This window comes from Candidatus Dormiibacterota bacterium (assembly GCA_036495095.1).
Taxonomy (GTDB): Bacteria; Chloroflexota; Dormibacteria; order Aeolococcales; family Aeolococcaceae; genus CF-96.
Genome location: DASXNK010000079.1, coordinates 16,309 through 34,693, shown reverse-complemented (window position 1 = coordinate 34,693; position 18,385 = coordinate 16,309). Strand labels below are relative to the sequence as shown.

At 74.8% G+C, this 18,385-nt stretch carries 16 protein-coding genes; 14 read left to right on the top strand and 2 right to left on the bottom strand.

Annotated features, from left to right (window positions below; genetic code table 11):
• Entirely contained in the window at positions 1-1,233 is a 1,233-nt protein-coding gene (locus tag VGL20_07965) for an FAD-dependent oxidoreductase (protein HEY2703609.1), read from the bottom strand.
• 91 nt (positions 1,234-1,324) lie between these two features.
• On the opposite strand from VGL20_07965, the gene VGL20_07960 reads away from it, so the two are divergent.
• The 11 genes from VGL20_07960 (at position 1,325) to VGL20_07910 (ending at position 14,287) form a co-directional block, all read left to right on the top strand.
• Positions 1,325-1,966: a hypothetical protein gene (locus VGL20_07960; protein HEY2703608.1), complete on the top strand. Its 642-nt coding sequence runs from the start codon at positions 1,325-1,327 to the stop codon at positions 1,964-1,966.
• 23 nt (positions 1,967-1,989) lie between these two features.
• Positions 1,990-2,526 (top strand): hypothetical protein, encoded by a 537-nt coding sequence (locus VGL20_07955; protein ID HEY2703607.1) that lies wholly within the window; start codon positions 1,990-1,992, stop codon positions 2,524-2,526.
• 164 nt (positions 2,527-2,690) lie between these two features.
• Positions 2,691-4,532: a methyl-accepting chemotaxis protein gene (locus VGL20_07950; protein HEY2703606.1), complete on the top strand. Its 1,842-nt coding sequence runs from the start codon at positions 2,691-2,693 to the stop codon at positions 4,530-4,532.
• A 2-nt stretch (positions 4,533-4,534) separates the two neighbouring features.
• Complete coding sequence (locus VGL20_07945; GenBank protein HEY2703605.1) at positions 4,535-4,936, top strand: chemotaxis protein CheW; 402 nt, start codon at positions 4,535-4,537, stop codon at positions 4,934-4,936.
• Positions 4,937-4,948: 12 nt separating this feature from the next.
• Positions 4,949-6,988, top strand: a complete 2,040-nt coding sequence (locus VGL20_07940) for a response regulator (GenBank protein ID HEY2703604.1) — start codon at positions 4,949-4,951, stop codon at positions 6,986-6,988.
• Positions 6,985-7,995 carry a CheB methylesterase domain-containing protein gene (locus tag VGL20_07935; protein HEY2703603.1) on the top strand — a complete coding sequence of 337 codons (1,011 nt, stop codon included), beginning with the start codon at positions 6,985-6,987 and terminating at the stop codon, positions 7,993-7,995. The genes VGL20_07940 and VGL20_07935 overlap by 4 nt, the downstream gene beginning before the upstream one ends.
• A complete protein-coding gene (locus tag VGL20_07930; protein HEY2703602.1) occupies positions 7,992-9,200 on the top strand; it encodes a CheR family methyltransferase in 1,209 nt (402 codons plus the stop codon). The genes VGL20_07935 and VGL20_07930 overlap by 4 nt, the downstream gene beginning before the upstream one ends.
• A complete protein-coding gene (locus tag VGL20_07925; GenBank protein ID HEY2703601.1) occupies positions 9,197-9,589 on the top strand; it encodes a chemotaxis protein CheW in 393 nt (130 codons plus the stop codon). Before VGL20_07930 ends, VGL20_07925 begins: the two co-directional genes overlap by 4 nt.
• Positions 9,586-10,524 carry a diguanylate cyclase gene (locus VGL20_07920; GenBank protein ID HEY2703600.1) on the top strand — a complete coding sequence of 313 codons (939 nt, stop codon included), beginning with the start codon at positions 9,586-9,588 and terminating at the stop codon, positions 10,522-10,524. Before VGL20_07925 ends, VGL20_07920 begins: the two co-directional genes overlap by 4 nt.
• Before the next feature lie 110 nt (positions 10,525-10,634).
• A complete protein-coding gene (locus VGL20_07915) occupies positions 10,635-11,420 on the top strand; it encodes a protein phosphatase 2C domain-containing protein (GenBank protein HEY2703599.1) in 786 nt (261 codons plus the stop codon).
• 62 nt (positions 11,421-11,482) lie between these two features.
• Entirely contained in the window at positions 11,483-14,287 is a 2,805-nt protein-coding gene (locus VGL20_07910) for a BTAD domain-containing putative transcriptional regulator (protein ID HEY2703598.1), read from the top strand.
• Positions 14,288-14,564: 277 nt separating this feature from the next.
• On the opposite strand, the gene VGL20_07905 is transcribed toward VGL20_07910, so the two are convergent.
• Positions 14,565-15,107 carry a shikimate kinase gene (locus tag VGL20_07905; protein HEY2703597.1) on the bottom strand — a complete coding sequence of 181 codons (543 nt, stop codon included), beginning with the start codon at positions 15,105-15,107 and terminating at the stop codon, positions 14,565-14,567.
• Between the two features lie 253 nt (positions 15,108-15,360).
• Here VGL20_07905 and VGL20_07900 point away from each other — a divergent pair, with 253 nt between their 5' ends.
• From VGL20_07900 to VGL20_07890, 3 genes are all read left to right on the top strand, one after another.
• Positions 15,361-17,079, top strand: coding sequence for an NAD(P)/FAD-dependent oxidoreductase (locus tag VGL20_07900; GenBank protein HEY2703596.1), 1,719 nt, complete (start codon positions 15,361-15,363; stop codon positions 17,077-17,079).
• A gap of 124 nt (positions 17,080-17,203) precedes the next feature.
• Positions 17,204-17,587: a hypothetical protein gene (locus tag VGL20_07895; GenBank protein HEY2703595.1), complete on the top strand. Its 384-nt coding sequence runs from the start codon at positions 17,204-17,206 to the stop codon at positions 17,585-17,587.
• Between the two features lie 99 nt (positions 17,588-17,686).
• Positions 17,687-18,334, top strand: coding sequence for a hypothetical protein (locus VGL20_07890; protein HEY2703594.1), 648 nt, complete (start codon positions 17,687-17,689; stop codon positions 18,332-18,334).
• Positions 18,335-18,385 lie beyond the last annotated feature (51 nt).

The following is an 18,385-nucleotide window of genomic DNA, read 5'->3' as shown; positions in this document are numbered from 1 at the left end:
CTAGACCACGTGCTGGCGGACCAGGCTGCGGAGGTCGACACCGGGGTCGGCGAGTCGCACCGGGTCGACCACGGTGCCGGCGCGGATCAGCGGCACCGTCCGGCGCAGGTCGCGCCCCTGGTTCATCGCCACCGCGGCCACCACCCGGCGCTCGCGCAGGTAGAAGCCCACGAAGCGCCGCTGCTCGAGGCTGCCGCGGACCGCGAGCTCGTCCCAGGGCCCGGCGAAGCCGGCGTACTGGAGATTGCAGTCGTACTGGTCCGACCAGAACCAGGGGATCTCGTCGTGCACCTCGGCGTGGCCGAGCATGTTCCGCGCCGCCACCCTGCCCTGGCCGATGGCGCTCTGCCAGTGCTCGACCCGGATCCCGCGACCCGCCACCGGGTGGTGCTGCCGGGCCACGTCCCCCGCGGCGAAGACCTGGGGCACGGTGGTGCGGCAGCCCCCGTCGACGACGACGCCGTCGTCGAGCCGCACCGCGGTGCCGGTCACGGTCTCGACCGCGGGCACGACGCCCACGCCCACCACCACCACGTCGCAGTCGATGTGGCCGCCGCTGCGGGTCAGCACCCGCTCGACCCGGCCCGACCCCTCGAAGCCGGCCACGCCCTCGCCGAGGCGGAGCTCGACCCCGTGGTCGCGGTGGAGGCCCTCGACCACCCGGCCCACGGTCTCGCCGAGGCTGCGTTCGAGGGGCACCGCGAGGGGCTCGACCGCGACCACCTCGGCGCCGAGACGGCGCAGCGCGGCGGCGACCTCGCAGCCGATGAAGCCCATCCCCACCACCACCGCCCGGCAGCCGGGGCGGACCGCGGCGCGGATCCGCTCGGAGGTCGCGAGGTCGCGGAGGTCGAGCACGCCGTCGAGGCCGGCGCCGGGCACCGCCAGCCGCCGGTTGCGCACCCCGGTGGCGATCAGCAGGTGGTCGTAGCCGACCCGCTCGCCACCCTCCAGCTCGACGGCGTGCTCCTCGGGCACCACCCGCAGCGCGCGGACCCCGAGCCGGGCCTCGACCCCGTGCTCCGGGGTCAACCGCATCGGTCTGATGACGTCGTCGAGGGCGGCGTCCCCGCACAGGAACTGCTTCGAGAGCTGGGGACGGTCGTAGGGGGGATGGGGCTCCTCACCGACCATCAGCACCTCGCCGGCGTAGCCGTTCTCGCGCAGGGCGACGGCCGCGCTGCGACCCGCGGTGCTGGCACCGACGATCACCACCCGCGAGCGTTCGGTCACCACCCTGCCGACCTTACGAGAAGCGCAAGCTCCGGTGCTGCTCCGACGTCACATGGCGACGGCGTCGAGGCGCGCGAGGGAGGCGGTGAGGATGGTCACGAGACGGCGGGGCGCCCGCGGGCTCACCTCGGGGATGCGGGCGGGATGGGTGGTCTCCGCCGGGCTCGCCGCCGCGGTGGGGGTCACCGGCGTTCGCGTCGCCGGCGGCGGCCACCCGGCGCCGGTCGCGCTGCGGGCCGCGCCCGCCCCCCCGGCGGCGCCGGCGCCACCCACCGGCCCGGTCACCGCGCCCGACACCGCCGACCGCGCCGCCGCCCCCACCGCCCCGCCCTCGCCCGCCGCCGCTCCCCCACCCGCGCCCCCGCCGCCGCCGGCCTCGCCCCCACCGCCGGCGCCGCACCCGGCGGTCGCGCTGGCCCCCGCGCCGCTGGGGGTGCAGCCTCCGGGGCTCACCGAGACCGTCCCCGCGGGCTCGGCGCTGAGCCCGCTGGTCACGTTCACGGTGACCGCGACCGGGCCGTCGGCGGTCACCGTCGGGGTGGTCACCACCACCGCCCCCGCCTTCCGGATCGTCCGCGACGGCTGCAGCCGGGTGCGGCTGGCCCCCGGCGGCAGCTGCGGGGTGACCGTCCAGCTCAGCGCCGCCACCTCCGGCCACCAGGCCGGCTCGCTGCTGGTGCCGGTCGCGGGCGCGCGCCCGGCGAGCGCGCGACTCGAGGGCACGGTGCGCTGACCGCGGCGTCAGAATCCGCGGCGATGAGGCGCTGCCCCCACCCCGCCGGCGATGCCGCCCCCGGTCGCGACAGCCTCGGCGGGCGCCTCCGCGGCAGCGCCGCCCGGCACCTCGACGACCGCCGGCGGACGGCGCTGCGGCTGCTGCTCTCCTTCGGGATCACCTTCGGGCTGATCCGGGCGCTCACCTACGCGATCCACATCCAGCTGGGCCCGTTCCACGACATCGTGACCGGCGGCGGCCTCCACATCCACCACTACGTCTGGGGCATCGCCCTGGTCCTGGTCAGCGGCTTCCTCGCCCTCAACCTCGACCAGTCCCGGTGGCACCCCCGGCTCGCCATCCCGTTCGGGATCGGCGCGGCCCTGGTGGTCGACGAGTTCGCGCTGCTGCTCAACCTCCGCGACGTCTACTGGGCGCAGCAGGGCCGGAGGAGCGTCGACCTCGGCATCGGCCTGATCACCCTGCTGGGCCTGTACTACGTCGCCGAGTGCTACTGGCGGTCGGCGGCGGCCGACCTCCGCTGGGCGGTGCGGCGGCTGCTCGGGCGGCACGGGTAGCACCGCGACGCCGGACCGACAACCGGGAAACGGATCCGTCAACGGCGGTGGTCGGCCCCCAGAGCGGCGACACGATGTGAGACGTCGATCGCCCGGAGACTGCCCGCCGCCGGGTCGGCGACGCTGATCTGCTCTGCGCGCGGCACTGGGGACACCCCACCTCCATGGATCTCCGCTCCATCTGGGCCGACCACCGCAGCCGCTTCTTCGTCCGGCTGCTCGCCGGCGTGCTCGCCGCCGCGCTGCCGATCATGGTGCTGCTCGCCGTGCTGCTGAGCCGGAGCGCCTCGGCGACGATCGCCGACGAGAGCTCGATCTCCGCCGAGAACCTCGCCCGGGCGGCGACCTCGCGGCTCGAGGGGTGGCTCGAGGAGCGCAACCGCGACCTGACCCACGCCGCCGCCCTCCTCGGCGGCCGGCCGGTGACCGCCTCCAGCAGGGCGCTGCTCCCGCCCCCCACCCCCTCCGACCCCTACTCGGTGCTCGAGGTCGTCGACCTCGGCGGCCGCGTCATCGCCGCCACCGATCCGCAGCTCGGCCTCGACGTGGGCGGCCAGGACTGGTTCCAGGCCGCGGCCGCGGGGCCGGTGCTCAGCCCGATCAGGAACCAGGGGGGCCACCTCCGCTGGTTCGTCTCCGCCCCGGTGAACGGCGCCGACGGCCGCCCCGAGGCGGTGGTCGTGGCGGTGCTCCGCCCGGCGGCTCTGGCGACCACCCTGCGCGACCTCGACGCCAACACCCGCGCCAGCAGCCAGCTGGTGGCGGTCGACCAGGACCACCACCTCGTCTACCGGACCGGGATGCCGGTCGGCTCCGACGCCACCATGATCGCCGCCGGCGCGCTCCAGACCCAGGTGCGCACCGCCGCGGTCGAGGCCGGGCTCGGCGGCAGGTCAGGCGCCGTCCGCGGGCCGGGCGAGAACGGCGACGACGTCCTCGCCGGATACGACACCGTCCAGGGGGTCGACTGGGCGGTGGTGGTCTCGGAGAACGCCGGCGCGGCGCTGAGCCCGATCGACGGGCTGCGCACCCTCGCCGTCGTCCTGGTGGTCGCCGGAGCGCTGCTGCTCACCGGCTTCGCGGTCGTCTTCGCCCGCCGCACCACCCGGCCGATCACCGAGCTGAGCCAGGCCGCCGACCGGGTCGCCGCCGGCGACCTCTCGGTGCGGGTGCACCCGGGCGGCGCCGCCGAGCTGGTCCGGCTCGGTGCCGCCTTCAACGGAATGGTGCAGCGGCTCTCCGACCTGGTCGAGCGGCTGCGCATCGCGAGCGCCGACAGCGCCGGGTCGGCGCTCCGGCTGAGCAGCGCCTCGGAGCAGCTCGCCGCCAGCACCGTGGAGCAGAGCTCGGCCGCGACCGAGACCTCGGCGAGCATGGAGGAGCTGGCGCGCGCCGCCGGCTCGGTGGCCCAGACCCTCGACGAGGTCGCGGCTCAGGCCGAGGAGACCCGGCAGAGCCTCGAGCAGGCGCAGGAGGACATGCGCGTCTCCAGCGAGCGCACCCTCAGCCTGGCCACCAGGGTCACCGACATCAACGCCATCCTCACGCTGATCAACGACCTCTCCGACCAGACCAACCTGCTCGCCCTCAACGCCGCCATCGAGGCCGCCCGCGCCGGCGAGGCGGGGCGTGGCTTCGCCGTGGTCGCCGACGAGGTCCGCCGCCTCGCCGAGCGCTCGAAGACCTCCGCCGGGGAGATCGGCCACATCGTCCAGGGGACCCAGGCCGAGACCAACGCCACGGTGATGGCGATGGAGAAGGGCGCCAAGCAGATGCAGGCCGGGCTGGCGCTGATGGAGCGGGTCGTGGAGAGCTGCGCCCAGGTGCGCATGACCACCCAGCAGCAGCGCTCAGCGACCGAGCAGGTGGTGTCCGCGATGGAGCAGGTGACGGTGAGCAGCCGCCAGGTGTCGGCGACCGCCCAGGAGATCGCCGCCGCCGCCGCCGCGCAGGCGGGCCTGGCCACCGACCTCGACGTCGCCGTGGGCGCCGGCGGCGGTCGCTGAGAGTGCGGGCGCTGCTGGTCCCGCTCGGGGACGACGTCTACGCGGTGCCGGTCGCGGCCGCGCGCGAGGTGGTCTCCGACCCCCACCCGACCCCGGTGCCCACCGCGCCGGCATGGATCCGCGGGCTGCTCAACGTGCGCGGTGACATCGTCCCCCTGCTCGACCTCGGCGTCCTCCTGGGTGCGGCGCCGGCGGGGTCGTGGACGTACGCCGTGGTGGTGGACACCGCGTCGGGACGGGGAGCGCTGGTCGCCACCGCCCTTCCCGAGGTGGGCGAGCTCGCCGAGGTGGTGGCCGCTCCCGAGCTGCCCGGGGCGCTGGCGGTGCACCGCTGCGGCGCCCGGCTGGTGACGCTCCTCGATCTCGACACCGTGCTCGACCCCGCCCGCACCGGCGGCGCCTAGAGGATGGACGCCGTGGAGCGGCCCTTCGGGCACGACGCCGAGTTCCGCGGCCTCTTCGCCGAGGAGGCCCGGGGACGCCTCGACCTCCTCGCTGCGAGCCTGCTCAGCCTCGAGGGCAAGGCCGGCCGCGCCGAGATGGTGACCGCGCTGCTGCGCGAGGCGCACACCCTGAAGGGCGGCTCGGCGATGGTCGGCCTGCCCCGGGTCACCCGTCTCGCCCACCTCCTCGAGGACCTGCTCGACCCCTATCGCGACGGCCGCGCCGGCATCTCCTCCGAGCTCGTCGACGCGGCCCTGGCGGCGGTCGACGGGCTGCGCACGGTGATCGACGCCGCCGGCAGGGAGCAGGACCACGATGCCGAGGCCGACGCCCTCGAGGACCGGCTCCGCCGCGCCGCCGGGCGGCCCCCGGCCGCCGCTCCGGAGCCGGCAGCGGTCCCGCTCGCGCCCGCGAGGGCCGGCGAGCCCGCCCCCGCGCCTCCGCCCTCGCCGCGCGCCGAGGCCCCGACCATCGCCGTGCCCGTGGCCCGGCTCGACGAGCTGGTCCGCCTGGTCACGGAGTCGTCGACGGCGCTGCTCCGCACCGGCCACCTCCTCGCCCAGGCCACCGGGCAGCAGCCCTCGACGATCACCGAGTTCCGTGACCTCGCCCGCACCCTCGGGCAGCTCCAGGAGCTGACGATGCGGACCCGGATGGTGCCGGTGTCGACGATCACCCATCCCCTCCACCGGGCGGTGCGCGACCTCGCCCGCGCCCTCGGCAAGGAGGTGGTGTGGGAGGTGCGCGGCGAGGACACCGAGGTCGACCGGCACGTCCTCGACCGGCTCGCCGACCCGCTGCTCCACCTGGTGCGCAACGCCGTGGACCATGGCGTCGAGACCCCGGACGAGCGCGCCGCGGCGGGCAAGCCACGCCACGGCACGGTGCGTCTCCACGCCGACCGGCTCGGGTCGGAGGTGGTCCTGGTGGTCGGCGACGACGGACGCGGCATCGACGTCGACGCGGTCCGGGCGGCCGGGAACGCCGCCGCCGAGGACGACGACGAGACCGCCATCGGCGGCATCTTCCGCTCCGGCGTGTCCACCGCGCGAGAGCTCACCGACGTCTCCGGACGCGGCGTCGGCCTCGACGTGGTGCGCGCCCAGCTCCAGGCGATCCGGGGCCGCATCGAGGTGCACAACGAGCCGGGGCGCGGCTGCGAGTTCCGCCTCTCGGTCCCGATCACGCTCGCGGTGGTGCCCTGCCTGGTGGTGCGCTGCGGCGCCCGCCGCTACGCGCTCCCCGCCCAGGCGGTGCTCACCGCGGTGAACGCGGGCGATCCGGCCACCCTCCACGCCGGCGGCCGCCAGATGGTCATGGCCGGTGGCCGGGCGGTGCCGGTGACCGACCTGGAGGTGCTCCTGGGAACCGGGGAGGGCGGCGGGCAGGGCCCGGCGCTGGTGCTCACCGGGGCGACCCGCAGCCACGCGGTGCGCGTCGACGCCCTGGAGGGGCAGCGCGACGTGGTGCTGAAGAGCCTGGGCGGCCTGATGCCCGATCTCGACGTGGTCGCCGGGGCGGCGATCGAGGCCGACGGGTCGGTCCTCGTCGTGCTCGAGCCCGGAGCGCTGATCGAGCGCGCCCGGCGCATCCACCGGCCCGCCCCGGTGGTGGCGGCCCCGCCGGTGGCGCGCCCCGGGCGCAGCGTGCTCGTCGTCGACGACGCCCTCACCGTGCGCGAGCTGCAGCGGTCGATCCTGATGCGCGCCGGCTACGACGTGCGCACCGCCGGCGACGGCCTGGAGGCGCTCTCGCGGCTCGCCGAGCGGCCCGCCGACCTGGTGCTCACCGACGTGGAGATGCCGCGCATGGACGGGTTCGCCCTCACCGAGGCGATCCGGGCCCACCAGGCGCTGCGCAACACCGCGGTGCTGGTGCTCACCTCGCGGTCCGGCGACGAGGACCGCCGCCGCGGCCTCGAGGCCGGCGCCGACGGCTACCTGGTGAAGAGCGCGTTCGACCAGGCCACCCTGCTCGACGCCGTCGACCGCCTGCTCGGCGGCCGGAGGTGAGCACGGGGCGCGTCTCGGTGGTGGTGGCGAGCGACGACGGCGGCTCACGCGGCGCCCTGCTGCGCGCGCTCGAGGCCGAGGGCGACATCTCGGTGGTGGCACAGACCACCGCCGCGATGGCGGCCCGCGCCACCCGCACCCTGCGCCCCGACCTGCTCGCCGTCGACCTCGCCGCAACCCCCGCCGCGATCGACGCCGGCCTCGCGGTCATCGACCAGGTGATGGCCCACTCCCCGGTCCCCGTCCTCGTCCTCCACCCCCGCGGCGGCGACGGCCGGCTTCCCGGCGAGGCGATCGCCGCGGGGGCGCTGGAATGCATCGTCAACCCCCGGAGCTGGGGTGAGGACGACGCCCGCCGGCTGCGCGGGCGGGTGCGCATGCTCCGGCGGGTGACGGTGGTGCGGCACACCCGGGGGCGGCTGCTCGGCGGCGCGAACCGGGGGATGCCCGTGGTCGGGATCGCCGCCTCCACCGGCGGGCCGCCGGCGCTCGCCCGGGTGCTGGGGCAGCTCGAGGGCCTCCGCGCCGCCGTGCTGCTGGTGCAGCACATCGACGAGCGCTTCCTCGCCGGGTTCGTCGAGCTCCTCCGCCGCAGCTCGGCGCTCCCCGTCGAGGTGGCGACCGCCGGCATGGCGCTGCGCGAGGGGTGGGTGCACGTCGCTCCGCCGGGAGTCCACCTCGGCCTCGGCGGATCCCGGCGGGTGGCGCTCGCCGCCGAGCCACCGTCGATCCACCGCCCCTCCGCCGACGTCCTCTTCCGCTCCATCGCGGAGCACGCCGGCGGCTCCGGGATCGGCGTCGTGCTCACCGGGATGGGTGACGACGGTGCCGCCGGGCTGCTCGCTCTCCAGCAGCGGGGCGGCGTGGTGATCGCCCAGGACGAGGCCAGCTGCGCGGTCTTCGGGATGCCCCGTGCGGCGCAGCAGCGGGGCGCGGTGGACCGGCTCACCGCCCTCGACCTCATTGCCGCCGCGGTGCGCTCCGCCGCCGCGGGAGCCGCGCGATGACGCGGTCGAGCGACGCCGTGCGCCTCGCCGAGACGGCGCTGGAGCGGGCCATCGGGCTGCGTCACGAGGCGGCGATGCGCGGCCGCCTGGAACGCTGCCTGGTGGACGCCGCGGCGGCGGCGGACGCGGACGTCCTCGACTTCGCCGGGCGGCTCGCCGACGGCGGCGCCGAGACCCAGCTGCTCTGCGACCTGGTGACCGTGCAGGAGAGCTGGTTCTTCCGCGAGGACGCGCACTTCCTGGCGCTCGCCCAGCACCTGCGCGAGCACTGCGCCGGGCGGCCGGTGACGGTCTGGAGCGCCGGCTGCGCCAACGGCCAGGAGGCCTACAGCCTGGCCATGGTGCTCGCCGAGTCGCCGGTGGCGGACTGGCGGGTGGTGGCCACCGACGTCTCCACCCGAGCGCTTGCCCGCACCGCTGCCGGCAGCTACGTCGACCGCGAGCTGCGAGGCCTCGACCCCCAGCGGCGCGCCCGCCACCTCCGGCCCGTGCCCGGCGGCTTCGAGGTGGTCCCCGCGCTGCGCGAACGGGTGGAGGTGCGCCGGCAGGGCCTCACCACCGACGCGGCCCCGGGACCGCCCGGCGGCCTCGACGTCATCTTCTGCCGCAACGTGATCATCTACCTGCGCGAGCCCGACGCGGCGGCGCTGCTCGCCCGCTTCGCCGCCCACCTCACCCCCGGCCAGCTGCTCTTCCTCGCATCCTCGGACGCCGGCGGGTCGGCGCCGCCGGGCTTCGAGGTGGTGCGCCTCGGTGACGCCTTCGTGCACCGCCGCGCCGGCGCCGGTGCCGCTTCCGGGTCGGTGCGCCACCACCCCGCCGCCGCCCCGCACCCGGCCCGGGCCCCCAGCCCCCCCAGCCCCCCCAGCCGCACCCGGCGGCCGGTGCCGCCGCCGGCCGCGCTGCCTCGGCTCGGCGAGCTTCTCGCCGCCGGGGAGGCCGCCGCAGCCGCCGGCGATCTGGACCGCGCCATCCGCAGCTTCCGGCAGGCCGCCTTCCTCGCGCCGGACCACGGCGCCGCCCACGCGTCGCTCGGCGTCGCCCTCGAGGCGGCGGGAGACGCCGGGGCCGCCGCCCGCGCCTTCACCGCGGCACGCGCCGCCCTCGCCCGCTCCGCGGACGCGGTCGCGGACAGCGACCTCCAGGGCCCCGACCGCGGTGCCCTCGCCGCCCTGCTCGCCGCCCGCCTGGAGGCTCGCCGATGACCACCGTGCTCGTGTTCCGCAACGGTGACGGGCACTATGCCGTGCCCGTCGAGCACTGCCGCGAGGTCCGGCCCGCCAGCGAGGTCACGCCCCTGCCGACCCTCGAGGCCGACGTGGTCGGGATGCTGCGCTGGCACGACCTCGCCCTCAGCGTGGTCGCCCCGCTCGGGCCCGGCGGCAGCCACGTCATCGTCCTCGACACCGGTGGTGAGCCCTTCGCCCTGCTCGTCGACGCGGTGGTCGGGATCGAGCACCTCGACGACGGCAGCGTCGGCGAGGCCCCTCGGGGGCAGCGCGACGCGCTGGTCGGCGGCACCGTGTCCGCGCGGCGCCGCGACCTCCTGTTCGTGGTCGACGCGCCCGCCATCGAGCGGCGGCTGCGCCGGTGAGCGGGGGGCACCTGGTGCTGGTCGCCGACGACTCGAGGGTGGTGCGGGTGATGCTCCGGCGCCAGCTCGAGGCCCGCGGCCTGCGCGTGGAGGAGGCGGAGGACGGTCACCAGGCGGTGCGCGGCTGCCGCATGCTCCGCCCCGACGTCGTGCTCCTCGACGTGCAGATGCCCGGGCTCGACGGCCACACCGTGCTGCGGATCATCCGCGAGGACCCGGAGATGCGCGAGATCCCGGTGGTCTTCCTCACCGCGCATGCCGAGACCGAGGACGTGGTCCGGGGCCTGTCGGAGGGCGCCCACGACTACCTGCGCAAGCCGTTCGAGGCCAGCGAGCTGATCGCCCGGGTGAGCGCCGCGCTGCGGGTCAAGTCGCTGCAGGACGAGCTCCGCCGGCGCAACGCGGAGCTGGAGACGGTGACCCGTACCGATGCGCTGACCGGGATCTTCAACCGCCGCCACCTCGAGGAGCGGCTCCAGGAGATGCTCGCGGCCGCGCGCCGCCATCAGGAGCCCGCCGCGGTGCTGATGATCGACGTCGACAACTTCAAGCAGATCAACGACACCCTCGGCCACGCCGGCGGTGACGCGGTGCTGCGCCAGGTCGCCGAGCGGCTGCGCCGCAGGGTGCGCCAGGAGGACGTGGTGGGCCGCTGGGGAGGCGAGGAGTTCCTGGTGCTGGGCGCCGCCACCGACGCCGCCGCCGCCGGGACGCTCGCTCAGCGCATCGTCGGCGCGATCGCCGGCCGGCCCTTCGTCACCGAGGGCGCGACCAGCGTCGCGGTGACGGTGAGCATCGGCTGCGCCTCCGGTGTCGAGGACCACGAGGCGCTGGTGCGCCGCGCCGACGCCGCCCTCTACGAGGCCAAGTCGGCGGGGCGCAACTGCGCCGTGGTCGCCGGCGGAGTCCGGATCCCGACCCGTTCCGGCTCCTGAGATCCTGTCCCAGACCCCCGGGCTTCGCGACTGCTGAATCCCCACCTCCTCCCGGGTGCGGCTATGCTGGCACCACGGACATGCACCCGCGGGTGAGGAGGGGGCTGGTGGTGACCGAGGCGCGGATCATGCAGGCCGCCATTGCCGCCGACGGCGGTCTCCTGCTCGAGCTCGCCGCCGTCAGCGACCGCGGCACGGTGCGCGCGGAGAACCAGGACGCCTGGTCGCTGGTGCCGCTCGACCCCGATCGCGGATGCCTGCTGCTGCTCGCCGACGGGATGGGCGGGCACGCTGGCGGCCGCGAGGCCGCGGTGCTGGCGGTGCGCCACGCCGCCGATCATCTCCGGGTGAGCCCCGATCCCCATGCCGGCCTCGGCGAGGCCGGCGAGAGCGCCAATGCGGCGATCGCCGAGCTGCGCCGCGACCACGGCGGCGCGGTGATGGGCACCACCCTGGTGCTGGCGGCGGTGAGCGCCGGACGGGCGTCGATCAGCAACGTCGGCGACAGCCGCGCCTACCTGCTCCGCGACGGCGGCGCGGCGCAGGTCACCGAGGACCACTCGGTGCTCGCCGAGGCGATCCGCGCCGGGCACCTCGAGCTGGGAGGCGCCGCCGACCCGCCACGCAACCTGCTCACCCGGGCGCTCACCGGCGAGCCCGTCGACGCCGACCGCTTCTCGGTGGAGCTGCGCGCCGGCGACGTCCTGCTGCTCTGCTGCGACGGTGCCTGGGACCCCCTCGGCGGTGACCAGCTCGGCCGCCTGCTCGGCGGCGAGGGTCCGCTCGAGGGGCTGCTGACCCGCGCCTGCGACGCCGCCCTGGAGGCGGGCTCGCGCGACAACGTCACCCTCGTCGCCTGCCGGGTGGCCGCCGCCGCCAACGGCGAGAGCGGCTGAGGACACCGGGCCCGGGCTCGGCTATCCTTCTCGGGACTCAGTGGAGGGAGGGGGGGGCTGACATGAGCGGCATCCCGCAGGTGGGAGCCGAGTTCGCCGGCTACCGCATCGAACGGCTGCTCGGCCGGGGCGGGGTCGGCATCGTGTACCTCGCGCTCGACCTGCGGCTGCAGCGACGCGTGGCCCTCAAGATCCTCGCCACCGAGCTGTCCAACGACGAGCGGGTGCGCCAGCGCTTCGCCCGCGAGCCCCGGCTGGCCGCCTCCATCGACCACCCCAACATCATTCCCATCTACGAGGCCGGCGAGTCGGAGGGGAACCTCTACATCGCCATGCGCCACGTCGACGGCTGCGACCTCGGCGCGCTGGTGCGTCGCGAGGGCCCCCTCGACGCGGCGCGCGCGGTCGCGATCGTCGCCCAGGTCGGCGGCGCGCTCGACGCCGCACACGCCCGCGGCCTGTACCACCGCGACGTCAAGCCGGCGAACATCCTGGTGGTGCCCCGGGCCGATCCGCAGAGCTCCGACCACGCCTACGTCGCCGACTTCGGCATCACCAAGAACAGCAGCACCCGCAGCCTCACCAAGACCGGGCAGTACGTGGGCACCCTCGACTACGTCGCGCCCGAGCAGATCAAGGGCGAGAGCGTGGACGGGCGCACCGACATCTACGCGCTCGGCTGCGTGCTGTACGAGTCGCTGACCGGGGTGCCGCCCTTCCAGAAGGACAACGACGCCGCGAGCATCTACGCGCACCTCGCGGAGGACCCGCCGCTGCTGAGCGCGAAGCGGTCGGGGCTGCCGCTCGGGCTCGACGCCGTGGTGGTCAGGGCGATGGCCAAGTCGCGCGAGGAGCGCTACGCGACCGGCACCGAGCTGGCGGCGGCGGCGCGGCGCGCCCTCGGCGAGCGGGGGACGCGCGGGGCCGGTGCCACCCGGGCACGGCGCCGCTCGTCGGCGACGGTCATCGCCACCCCGGGCTCGGTGTCCGACACCCGGGTGGTCCAGCCCGGACCCGCGCCGGTGCCGGAGACCCGGGTGGTCGCACCCGCGCCGGTGCCGGAGACCCGGGTGGTCGCACCCCCGCCGGTGCGGACCCCGAGGCGGGCCACGGCGGCCGGGGGTACCGCCGCCACCCCCGCCACTCCGGTTCCCGAGCCCCCGCCCCACCTCGACTTCAGGGTGCTGGGGCCGCTCGAGGTCTGGGACGGCGACCGCGAGCTCTCCGTGGGCACCGGCCGGCAGCGCGCGCTGCTCGCCCGGCTGCTGATGGAGACCAACATGGTGGTCTCCACCGAGAGCCTCGTCGACGCCCTCTGGGGCGACCGGACCCCGCCGGAGGCGGCGGCGAAGGCGCTGCAGACCCACGTCACCACGCTGCGGCGGGCGCTGGAGCCCGGCCGGACCCGGGGCGGTGGCGGCACCCCAAGCATCCTGGTGAACCGCTCCCCCGGCTACCTGCTCCGGGTCGACGCCGACGACGTCGACCTCGGCCGCTTCGAGCGCCTCGTCGAGCAGGGCCGGCGGCTGCGCCGCTCCACCCCGGAGCGCGCCTCGGCGGTGCTGCGCGAGGCGCTCGAGCTCTGGCGCGGACCGGCGTTCGACGGCGTCAGCCTCGAGGGCGCGGCCCGCGCCGAGGTGGCGCGCATCGAGGAGCTGCGGCTCACCGCGCTCGAGGAGCGCATCGAGGCCGACCTCGAGCTGGAGCGGCACGAGGCCCTGGTCGACGAGCTGACCGCGCTGGTCGCCGCCCATCCCTCGCGCGAGCGCATCGGCGAGCAGCTGACCGCGGTGCGGGCGCGCACCGCCGAGCCCGCCGCCGAGGCGGAGCAGGCGCCCGTGGAGGCGGAGACGCTCGCGCCGGCGGAGGCCCCGGCCGCCGCGACCGGCGCCGCCGCGGTCTCGCAGCCCGCCGCGACGCCGCCTCCGCCGCCGCCGGCGGACAGCCCGGCGGCCGCCGGGGACCGCCCGCGGGGACGCCGCCGGATGATGCCGGTGCTCGCCGGCACCGCCGCGATGGTGGCGGTCGCGGTTGCCGGCGCCGGGCTGCTGATGCACTCCCGCTCCGGCGGGCGCCCGGTCGCGCCGGCGGCGAAGGCCGGCCCGCCCCCGTATCCCACCGCCGCGGAGCGGTCGCTGGCGACCCGCTTCCCGCCATTCGTGCAGAACTGCCACCGCTACGCCAACCACTACGACACCACGATCGCCGAGGTCGAGTGCCAGCCCTCGCCCGACCACCCCGGCGCCCACAGCGTCGTGTTCCAGCAGTTCTCCAACTACGGCGACCTCGAGCTCCACTTCCACCACGTGCTGGCGCTCAACATCCAGGGCGAGGCGGGGAGGTCGGTGGGGACGGCGTACAGCGGCGCCTGTGCCGACCCGGAGTCGGGCTACTTCGCGGCGTCGACCTATCCCATCGCCGGAGTCGAGGCACAGGACAGCATCGCCTCCCCCACCGCGCACGGCCACCTCTTCTGCTACGTCGGCACCGGCGGCATCCCCAAGCTGGCATGGACCAATGTCGGCCAGCTGATCGTCGCCCAGGCAGCCGGTGACAGGAGCGGCCCCCAGGCGCAGGCCGACCTGCTCGCCTTCTGGGAGTTCGCCGGACCGACCGGCAACCCGGAGCCGGTCGCCGGCAGCCCGGACGTGGTCGTGAAGCTGCTGTACCACCGGTACCTGCAGCGCGACCCGGAGAGCCCGGATGCGCTCAGCTACTGGACGGACCGGCTCAACTCCGAGGGATTCCCGAAGGTGAGCAATGCGTTCGCCGACAGCTCGGAGGCGAAAACGCGGTTCACCCTGCCACTGATGCGCGGCGGGGTGCACGGCGGCGCACCCGCGGCGACCCCGAGCCCGACTCCGTAGCGGCGACGAAGCCGGCCGGATCAGGTGGGTGGACCGGCGGCGTCTGCACCGCCGCCGGCCACCTGGTCGGTCGAGCTCTGCCCGGGCTGGTCGGGAGGCTGGTTCCTGGCGCCGCCGCGGAGTATCGGCGGGCCGGAGATCCCCGTCAACGGCGTGTGTAGGCCGTCGGTCTCGTCTCACACGCCGGTGCGAGCTCGTTCCCGCCAGCCGGCGAGTCCGCGCTGCTCGCAGCCGCTGTGTGCTGGCCCGGGTCGGACCGCCCTGATCCGTCGAGCCGTCAGAGCGCGGTGCCAGGCACCAGCGAGCGCAGCCACGCCCGCACCTCACGCGGAGAGCGCAGCCGCACCCATGACAGATGCCCCCACACCGGGTCGCGCATGAGCGCGCCGTAACGGCTGACGTACTTCCCGTGTGAGCTCCACGCCCAGCGGATGATCGAGCCGCCGGCCAGAGCTCTCCGGATCGATTCGCGATTTCCTGACCACAGCACCGTCCTTCGCAGGCCCCTGCTCACCGTCCTCACCGTCACCCGGCGCACCGTCGTCCGCCTCCGCAGGTCGAGCCACACGATCGTGTCCGCGCGCGGCCAGCTCACCTCCAGCGAGGCAGCGCTCATGTAATTGCCATCAAGGATCCAGCTGTCCGACGACACGGCGGTCCGCATTCGCCTCTTGAACGTCTCCGGTTGCGCCTGCTTCCATCCCGGCTCCCAGAACAGCCCGTCGAGCTCAACGAAGGGAAGCCCAAGGCGCGCACCGAGCTCGCGCCCAGTCGTCGTCTTCCCGGCTCCCGATGGCCCCACCACGATGATCCGTCGCATGGCGCCGGATGTTCTCACCGCAATCCTCCGCCTGCAACGGATCCTCGGTTGGGTCGCAGAACCGCATCCGCCGACGACGGAGGCGGTTGACCCCGCCGCACCCATCGCCCATCATCACCACGGATTGATGTAGGTTCGAACGGCCGTGCTGGAGTGAGGCCCGATGAGCGAGACCCTCGAGACGCCCTGCGCACCGACGGCGGTCGTTCCGTCGGCCCGCGAAGTTGCCAGCGGATGGTTGGCGGATTTCGGTGTGGCACTCGAGCAGCGTCGCCCGGACATGATCGAGGCGCTCTTCCTGCCCGACGGCTGGTGGCGCGACCTGCTCGCCTTCACCTGGGACCTGCGGACCTTCCACGGCACCGGCGCCATCACCGGTGCCCTCACCGCGGCGCTCGAGGACACCCGCCCCAGCGACTTCCGGCTCACCGAGGGCAGGGAACCCGCCACCGTCGAGATCGACGAGAACACCAGGTGGGTGCAGGCCTTTTTCGACTTCGAGACCGGCGTCGCCAGCGGCTCCGGATTCTTCCGGTTGATGCCGACCGGCGACGGTGAGGGTCCCTGGAAGGCCTGGACGGTGCTCACGACGATGGACGCGCTGAAGGGCTTCGAGGAGCAGCTCGGCCCCCGGCGCGCCAGGGGCGTGATCCACGGCGAACAGCGAGCCCGCCAGAGCTGGCTCGAGCGGCGTGAGGCGGTGCGGGAGTTCACCGACACCGAGCCGCGGGTGGTGGTCATCGGTGCCGGTCAGGGCGGCCTCACCATCGCGGCGCGTCTCGGGCAACTCGGTGTGGACACCCTCGTTGTCGAGCGCAACCTCCGGGTCGGGGACAACTGGCGCAACCGGTACCGTTCGCTGGTTCTGCACGACCCGGTCTGGTACGACCACATGCCGTACCTGCCCTTCCCGCCTCACTGGCCGGTCTTCACTCCGAAGGACAAGCTCGCCGGCTGGTTCGAGACGTACGTGGCGGCCATGGAGCTCAACGTGTGGACGGGGACGGAGTTCCTGGGCGGCGAGTACGACGACGAGGCCCGGCGGTGGACGGTGCGGGTCCGCCGCCAGGACGGCACCCAGCGGACGCTGCACCCCCACCACGTCGTGGTGGCCACCGGAATGAGCGGCGTACCGAAGATGCCGGAGATCCCCGGCGTCGACAAGTTCGCCGGGACGGTCCGCCATTCGAGCGCCCACGGCGGTGGGCGGGAATTCACCGGCCGCAAGGCCGTCGTGGTCGGCTCCTGCAACAGCGGGCACGACATCGCCCACGACTTCTGGGAGCAGGGTGCAGATGTCACCATGGTGCAGCGCTCCAGCAGCTACGTGATGAGCAGCGAGAACGGCATCGCCATTCTCTTCGCAGGGATCTACGAGGAGGGTGGCCCGCCGGTGGAGGACGCGGACATGATGTTCTCGTCGCTGCCGTTCCCGCTGGTCGGCGAGTTGCACAAACAGGCGACCAGGGTGCTCGCCGACCTCGACGGGGAGCTGCTCGCCGGCTTGGAGAAGGCCGGATTCAAGGTCGATTTCGGCGACGACGGCAGTGGCCTGTTCATGAAGTACCTCACTCGGGGCGGTGGCTACTACATCGACGTCGGTGCCTCCCAGCTCATCGTCGACGGCAAGATCAAGATCAAGCAGGGCGTCGAGATCGAGCGGTTCACCGAGGGCGGCGTCGTCTTCACCGACGGAACCTCGTTGGCCGCCGACGTGGTCGTGCTGGCGACGGGCTACCAGAACATGCGCGAGAGCGCCCGTCAGCTGCTGGGGGACAAGGTCGCCGATCGCTGCTCGCCGGTATGGGGCCTCGACGACGAGGGTGAGCTCCGCACGATCTGGCGCCGCTCCGGCCATGACCGTCTCTGGTTCATGGGCGGAAACCTCCAGCAGGCTCGCACATACTCGAAGTTCCTGGCCCTGCAGATCACAGCCGACGAGGAGAACCTGCTCCCCGGCACCCCGAGCTGAACGCTGCCTGGGGGTAGGTACAGGCTCTTCTGTCCCGAAGGACGGATGGCCAGCACGGTGTGGCATTCAGGCTGGCGGCATGGACTGGCGTCATCCGTGGGATGGGTCGACATTGGCGGACCTGATGATCTTCGTGCCCGTGCTGGTGCTGGTGACGGTGATCCTGTTCGCCCTCGCCATTTTCCAGAGTGACCAGCACACCTCGTCCCCCCTGGGTCGACGCCTGGGCTGCCGCCGGCGGCGCCACGACCCCGACGCGCGGCCTGCGACGCCGGCCTTCGAGGCCGCGACGGCCAACCCGGACCAGATCGCCGCAGACACGGTCGAGGACTCCATGATCCGTCGGTTCCGCGAGGGCCGCACCCCGGTCGGAGACGGCATCACCGTGTCCTGCGGCCGCTGCGGCACCTCTCAGGTCGTCCATCCGTACCGCGGGCTCCACCGCTTCGCACTGGTCTGCTGCAGCTGCCACGGCAGGACGACGATCACCCTCCACGCCGCCGGCTGACCATGAGCAGGTCGAGCCCCACCGAGGCACCGGCCGGTGCGCGGTGCCGCGCGCGGCGGTATCATCCCAGGTCCCGTCGATGAGGGCGCCGGAGGGGATGTGGAGCTCGTCACCGAGGAGGCCGTTCTCGGGATCATCGATGACTGGTGGCGGTGGTCCCCGGTCAGGCCGCTGAAGGCCGCCCAGATCACCCTCCGCCTCGGACCGCAGCTGCGTCGACCGGTCGAGGTGCCGCTCCTGATCCCGGATGTGGTGGGGGTGGTCCGCGACCTCGCCCGGCGTGGGTACGTGCGCGCGCTGCCCGACGGCTCGGCGATTCTCTCCTACCTGCCGGCAATCGCCCGGACCGGGGGTCGCGATCCCTGGTCCGATCCAGCGCTCCCTCCGGGGCGCACCGGGTCCCCGCCCGCCTGGGGACCGGTCGCCGCGGCCGCCACACCCGCGGCGGTGGTGAGCACTGCGATCGCGCCCACCTGGGGCACCGTCGGGCCGTTCGTCCCGGCACCGGTGGAACCCTGGCCGGCGCGGCCGCAGCACTCCGGCGGCGGCTCGGCAGCCCTCGGCATCAGGCGGGCCGACCGCCTCATCGTCCGTCTCGCGCTCGTGTTCTTCCTGGTCGTGACCATCGCCGTGGTGGCCACCCTGGACCGGCTGATCGACATCCCGATCAGGACCCACGGCGTGCTCTACTGCGGCGACTCCGGCCAGCCCTCGTCGGGGCTGCCCCAGTGCGCCGGCGGGCGCTGAGGCGGCTCGAGTGATCCGTGCTGGACCCGGCGTCCGAGCGCCGGCTGTGAT